Source organism: Blastococcus sp. SYSU DS0973 (assembly GCF_054051055.1).
The window spans coordinates 1-5,604 of sequence record NZ_JBJHAN010000020.1; the positions used below are offsets into that span (position 1 = coordinate 1).

Sequence of the window (5,604 nt, forward strand, 5' to 3'; positions counted from 1 at the left end):
GCGGCCCGGAAGGGCCGCCGGACCAGCCCCCCGCTCGACGGGCTGCTGGAAACCGGCGTAGAGTTGGACATCCAGCCAGGGACGAGGCCCGGAAGGGTTGAGTGTCTGCGCGTCCGCTCCTTGAGAACTCAACAGCGTGCCGAAAGTCAGTGCCAAGTAATACCCCGTGCCGGTCTTCGGGCCGGCTGGGATTCCTTTGGTTGATTGATATCGAGAGTGTCAGCTCTCGGTTCTCAGCTGCGATCAGATCATCTACGGAGAGTTTGATCCTGGCTCAGGACGAACGCTGGCGGCGTGCTTAACACATGCAAGTCGAACGGTGAACTCCGCTTGCGGGGGGATCAGTGGCGAACGGGTGAGTAACACGTGGGCAACCTGCCCCTGGCTCTGGGATAACTCCAAGAAATTGGGGCTAATACCGGATATGACCGCTGGCCGCATGGTCTGGTGGTGGAAAGATTTATCGGCTGGGGATGGGCCCGCGGCCTATCAGCTTGTTGGTGGGGTAGTGGCCTACCAAGGCGACGACGGGTAGCCGGCCTGAGAGGGTGACCGGCCACACTGGGACTGAGACACGGCCCAGACTCCTACGGGAGGCAGCAGTGGGGAATATTGCGCAATGGGCGGAAGCCTGACGCAGCGACGCCGCGTGGGGGATGACGGCCTTCGGGTTGTAAACCTCTTTCAGCAGGGACGAAGCGAGAGTGACGGTACCTGCAGAAGAAGCACCGGCCAACTACGTGCCAGCAGCCGCGGTAATACGTAGGGTGCAAGCGTTGTCCGGAATTATTGGGCGTAAAGAGCTCGTAGGCGGTTCGTCGCGTCGGCTGTGAAAACCTGAGGCTCAACCTCAGGCCTGCAGTCGATACGGGCGGACTTGAGTTCGGCAGGGGAGACTGGAATTCCTGGTGTAGCGGTGAAATGCGCAGATATCAGGAGGAACACCGGTGGCGAAGGCGGGTCTCTGGGCCGAAACTGACGCTGAGGAGCGAAAGCGTGGGGAGCGAACAGGATTAGATACCCTGGTAGTCCACGCCGTAAACGTTGGGCGCTAGGTGTGGGGGCCATTCCACGGTCTCCGTGCCGCAGCTAACGCATTAAGCGCCCCGCCTGGGGAGTACGGCCGCAAGGCTAAAACTCAAAGGAATTGACGGGGGCCCGCACAAGCGGCGGAGCATGTTGCTTAATTCGATGCAACGCGAAGAACCTTACCTAGGCTTGACATGCACGGAAATCCTCCAGAGATGGTGGGTCCGTAAGGGCCGTGCACAGGTGGTGCATGGTTGTCGTCAGCTCGTGTCGTGAGATGTTGGGTTAAGTCCCGCAACGAGCGCAACCCTCGTTCTATGTTGCCAGCACGTGATGGTGGGGACTCATAGGAGACTGCCGGGGTCAACTCGGAGGAAGGTGGGGATGACGTCAAATCATCATGCCCCTTATGTCTAGGGCTGCAAACATGCTACAATGGCCGGTACAAAGGGCTGCGATACCGTAAGGTGGAGCGAATCCCAAAAAGCCGGTCTCAGTTCGGATTGGGGTCTGCAACTCGACCTCATGAAGTTGGAGTCGCTAGTAATCGCAGATCAGCAACGCTGCGGTGAATACGTTCCCGGGCCTTGTACACACCGCCCGTCACGTCACGAAAGTCGGTAACGCCCGAAGCCGGTGGCCCAACCCTTGTGGAGGGAGCCGTCGAAGGCGGGATCGGCGATTGGGACGAAGTCGTAACAAGGTAGCCGTACCGGAAGGTGCGGCTGGATCACCTCCTTTCTAAGGAGCACTGGCCGCGTCCCTGTGGGGGTGTGGTCCAGAGCCGCGCTCAGGGCATGACGGTCCGCCACTACCGGTGGGCTGCACAGTTCCTGGGGTGGTGCTCGAGGGTGGAACGCTGACCAGTTCGGCCGGCAGCTGCTGCTGCTCCTAGTACGGCGTCTGCTCTGTCCTTCGGGATGGGGTGGGTGTGGGGAACGGGGTGGGAGGGGTGGGTTGGTCGTAGGCACGCTGTTGGGTCCTGAGGGAGCGGGTTGGTCCGTTTCTTCGTGTCAGGGCCTCCTGGTTCTCGTACCGTCATCGTGCCCCTGTGTGGGGTGGGTGGGTCTGGCGGGGATGGTGTGGGGGTGGCTGGTCGTACGTTGAGAACTGCACAGTGGACGCGAGCATCTTCTGACTCTGATTAGCAGAGTTTCGAGTTTGTAGGCCCGTCTCATCATTTCCTTCCGGGGGTGTGGGGCGGGATTTTTGTGTGGCCAAGTTGTTAAGGGCACACGGTGGATGCCTGGGCACCAGGAGCCGATGAAGGACGTAGGAGGCTGCGATAAGCCTCGGGGAGCTGTCAACCGAGCGTTGATCCGAGGATTTCCGAATGGGGGAACCCCGCACCAGTCATGTGGTGTGACCCGCGCCTGAACACATAGGGCGTGTGGAGGGAACGTGGGGAAGTGAAACATCTCAGTACCCACAGGAAGAGAAAACAACAGTGATTCCGTGAGTAGTGGCGAGCGAAAGCGGAAGAGGCTAAACCGATCGCATGTGATAGCCGGCAGGCGTTGTGTGGTCGGGGTCGTGGGACAGTTCAGCATCCTCTGCCGGGGGTGCAGGGAGTCATAAAAGACTTGTGTTAGTGGAAGGCCTCTGGAAGGGGTCGCCGTAGAGGGTGATAGCCCCGTACACGAAAACTCAGTCTCTCCCGAGCTTGTTTCCCAAGTAGCACCGAGCCCGTGAAATTCGGTGTGAATCTGGCGGGACCACCCGCTAAGCCTGAATACTCCCTGGTGACCGATAGCGGACAAGTACCGTGAGGGAAAGGTGAAAAGTACCCCGGGAGGGGAGTGAAATAGTACCTGAAACCGTGTGCCTACAAGCCGTGAGAGCTTCAAGCCTTTCGGGGCTGGGGTGATTGCGTGCCTTTTGAAGAATGAGCCTGCGAGTTAGCGGTACGTGGCGAGGTTAACCCGTGTGGGGAAGCCGTAGCGAAAGCGAGTCCGAACAGGGCGGTTTGAGTCGCGTGCTCTAGACCCGAAGCCGAGTGATCTACCCATGGCCAGGTTGAAGCGCGGGTAAGACCGCGTGGAGGACCGAACCCACCAGGGTTGAAAACCTGGGGGATGAGCTGTGGGTAGGGGTGAAAGGCCAATCAAACTCGGTGATAGCTGGTTCTCCCCGAAATGCATTTAGGTGCAGCGTCACGTGTTTCTTGCCGGAGGTAGAGCACTGGATGGCCGATGGGCCCCACAAGGTTACTGACGTCAACCAAACTCCGAATGCCGGTAAGTGAGAGCGTGGCAGTGAGACTGCGGGCGATAAGGTTCGTAGTCGAGAGGGAAACAGCCCAGATCATCGGCTAAGGCCCCTAAGCGTGTGCTAAGTGGAAAAGGATGTGGGATCGCAGAGACAACCAGGAGGTTGGCTTAGAAGCAGCCACCCTTGAAAGAGTGCGTAATAGCTCACTGGTCAAGTGGTTCCGCGCCGACAATGTAGCGGGGCTCAAGCACACCGCCGAAGCCGTGGCATTCACACGTTCGCCCGCCGGTGCCTTTCGGGGTGCCGGCCAGGTGTGTGGATGGGTAGGGGAGCGTCGTGTGGCGGTGGAAGCGGCGGAGTGATCCAGCCGTGGACGCCACACGAGTGAGAATGCAGGCATGAGTAGCGAGAGGGGAGTGAGAACCTCCCCCGCCGGAAGACCAAGGGTTCCTGGGCCAGGCTAATCCGCCCAGGGTGAGTCGGGACCTAAGGCGAGGCCGACAGGCGTAGTCGATGGACAACGGGTTGATATTCCCGTACCCGCGAAGGAACGCCCATGCTGAACCCAGCGATGCTAACCCACCGAAGCCGGTGCGCCCACTTGTGGGTAATCCGGTGGAGCTGGGGACCCGGACTGGTAGTAGGCAAGCGATGGGGTGACGCAGGAAGGTAGTCCTACCGGTGAGTGGTAGTACCGGTGCAAGGGTGTGGCCCGTGACGTAGGTAAATCCGCGTCGCACACAGGGTGAGGCCCGACGCATAGCCGAATGAGGCGAATTGGATGATCCTATGCTGCCGAGAAAAGCCTCTAGCGAGTTCCGAGCGGCCCGTACCCCAAACCAACTCAGGTGGTCAGGTAGAGAATACCGAGGCGATCGAGCGAACTGTGGTTAAGGAACTCGGCAAAATGCCCCCGTAACTTCGGGAGAAGGGGGGCCATCTACTGTCAACATCCTTGCGGTGGGCAGCGGTGGGTGGCCGCAGAGACCAGTGAGAAGCGACTGTTTACTAAAAACACAGGTCCGTGCGAAGTCGTAAGACGATGTATACGGACTGACGCCTGCCCGGTGCTGGAACGTTAAGGGGACGGGTTAGTGCACTTCGGTGTGCGAAGCTCAGAACTCAAGCGCCAGTAAACGGCGGTGGTAACTATAACCATCCTAAGGTAGCGAAATTCCTTGTCGGGTAAGTTCCGACCTGCACGAATGGCGTAACGACTTCTCAGCTGTCTCAACCACAGGCTCGGCGAAATTGCACTACGAGTAAAGATGCTCGTTACGCGCGGCAGGACGGAAAGACCCCGGGACCTTTACTATAGCTTGATATTGGTGTTCGGTTCGGCTTGTGTAGGATAGGTGGGAGACTGCGAAGCGGGCACGCCAGTGTTCGTGGAGTCGCCGTTGAAATACCACTCTGGTCGAATTGGATGTCTAACCTCGGTCCGTGATCCGGATCAGGAACAGTGTCAGGTGGGTAGTTTAACTGGGGCGGTTGCCTCCCAAAATGTAACGGAGGCGCCCAAAGGTTCCCTCAGCCTGGTTGGCAATCAGGTGTCGAGTGCAAGTGCACAAGGGAGCTTGACTGCGAGACCGACGGGTCGAGCAGGAGCGAAAGCTGGGACTAGTGACCCGGCACCGGCATGTGGAAGCGGTGTCGCTCAACGGATAAAAGGTACCCCGGGGATAACAGGCTGATCTTCCCCAAGAGTCCATATCGACGGGATGGTTTGGCACCTCGATGTCGGCTCGTCGCATCCTGGGGCTGGAGTAGGTCCCAAGGGTTGGGCTGTTCGCCCATTAAAGCGGTACGCGAGCTGGGTTTAGAACGTCGTGAGACAGTTCGGTCCCTATCCGCCGCGCGCGTAAGAGACTTGAGAAGAGCTGTCCCTAGTACGAGAGGACCGGGACGGACGAACCTCTGGTGTGCCAGTTGTACCGCCAGGTGCACTGCTGGTTAGCTACGTTCGGCAGGGATAACCGCTGAAAGCATCTAAGCGGGAAGCTCGCTTCAAGATGAGGTCTCTCACCGGGTTAACCGGGTAAGGCCCCCGCCCAGACCAGCGGGTTGATAGGCCGGAAGTGGAAGCACCGCAAGGTGTGGAGCTGACCGGTACTAACAGGCCGAGGGCTTGACCACACACACCCACATCCATCGGGTCTGTGACAGGTCAGGGTCACAAAGTTTGCTACGCGTCCACTGTGCGGTTCTGAACGCACGAACCAGTTGGTTCGACAGGTTCACAGAGTTACGGCGGCCATGGCGAGAGGGAAACGCCCGGTCACATTCCGAACCCGGAAGCTAAGCCTTTCAGCGCCGATGGTACTGCCCTGGAGACGGGGTGGGAGAGTAGGACGCCGCCGGACA

3 rRNA genes are annotated in these 5,604 nt (G+C 59.3%); all 3 read left to right on the forward strand.

Annotated features, from left to right (window positions below):
• Nucleotides 1-251 precede the first annotated feature (251 nt).
• The 3 genes from ACI791_RS17880 to rrf all read left to right on the forward strand — a co-directional run bounded on the left by ACI791_RS17880 (nucleotide 252) and on the right by rrf (nucleotide 5,603).
• Nucleotides 252-1,770, forward strand: a 16S ribosomal RNA gene (locus tag ACI791_RS17880).
• A 474-nt stretch (nucleotides 1,771-2,244) separates the two neighbouring features.
• Nucleotides 2,245-5,376: ribosomal RNA gene (locus tag ACI791_RS17885) — 23S ribosomal RNA — on the forward strand.
• A 110-nt stretch (nucleotides 5,377-5,486) separates the two neighbouring features.
• Nucleotides 5,487-5,603 (forward strand): 5S ribosomal RNA (gene rrf, locus ACI791_RS17890).
• The 16S, 23S and 5S rRNA genes sit together here, the layout of an rRNA operon.
• Nucleotide 5,604 lies beyond the last annotated feature (1 nt).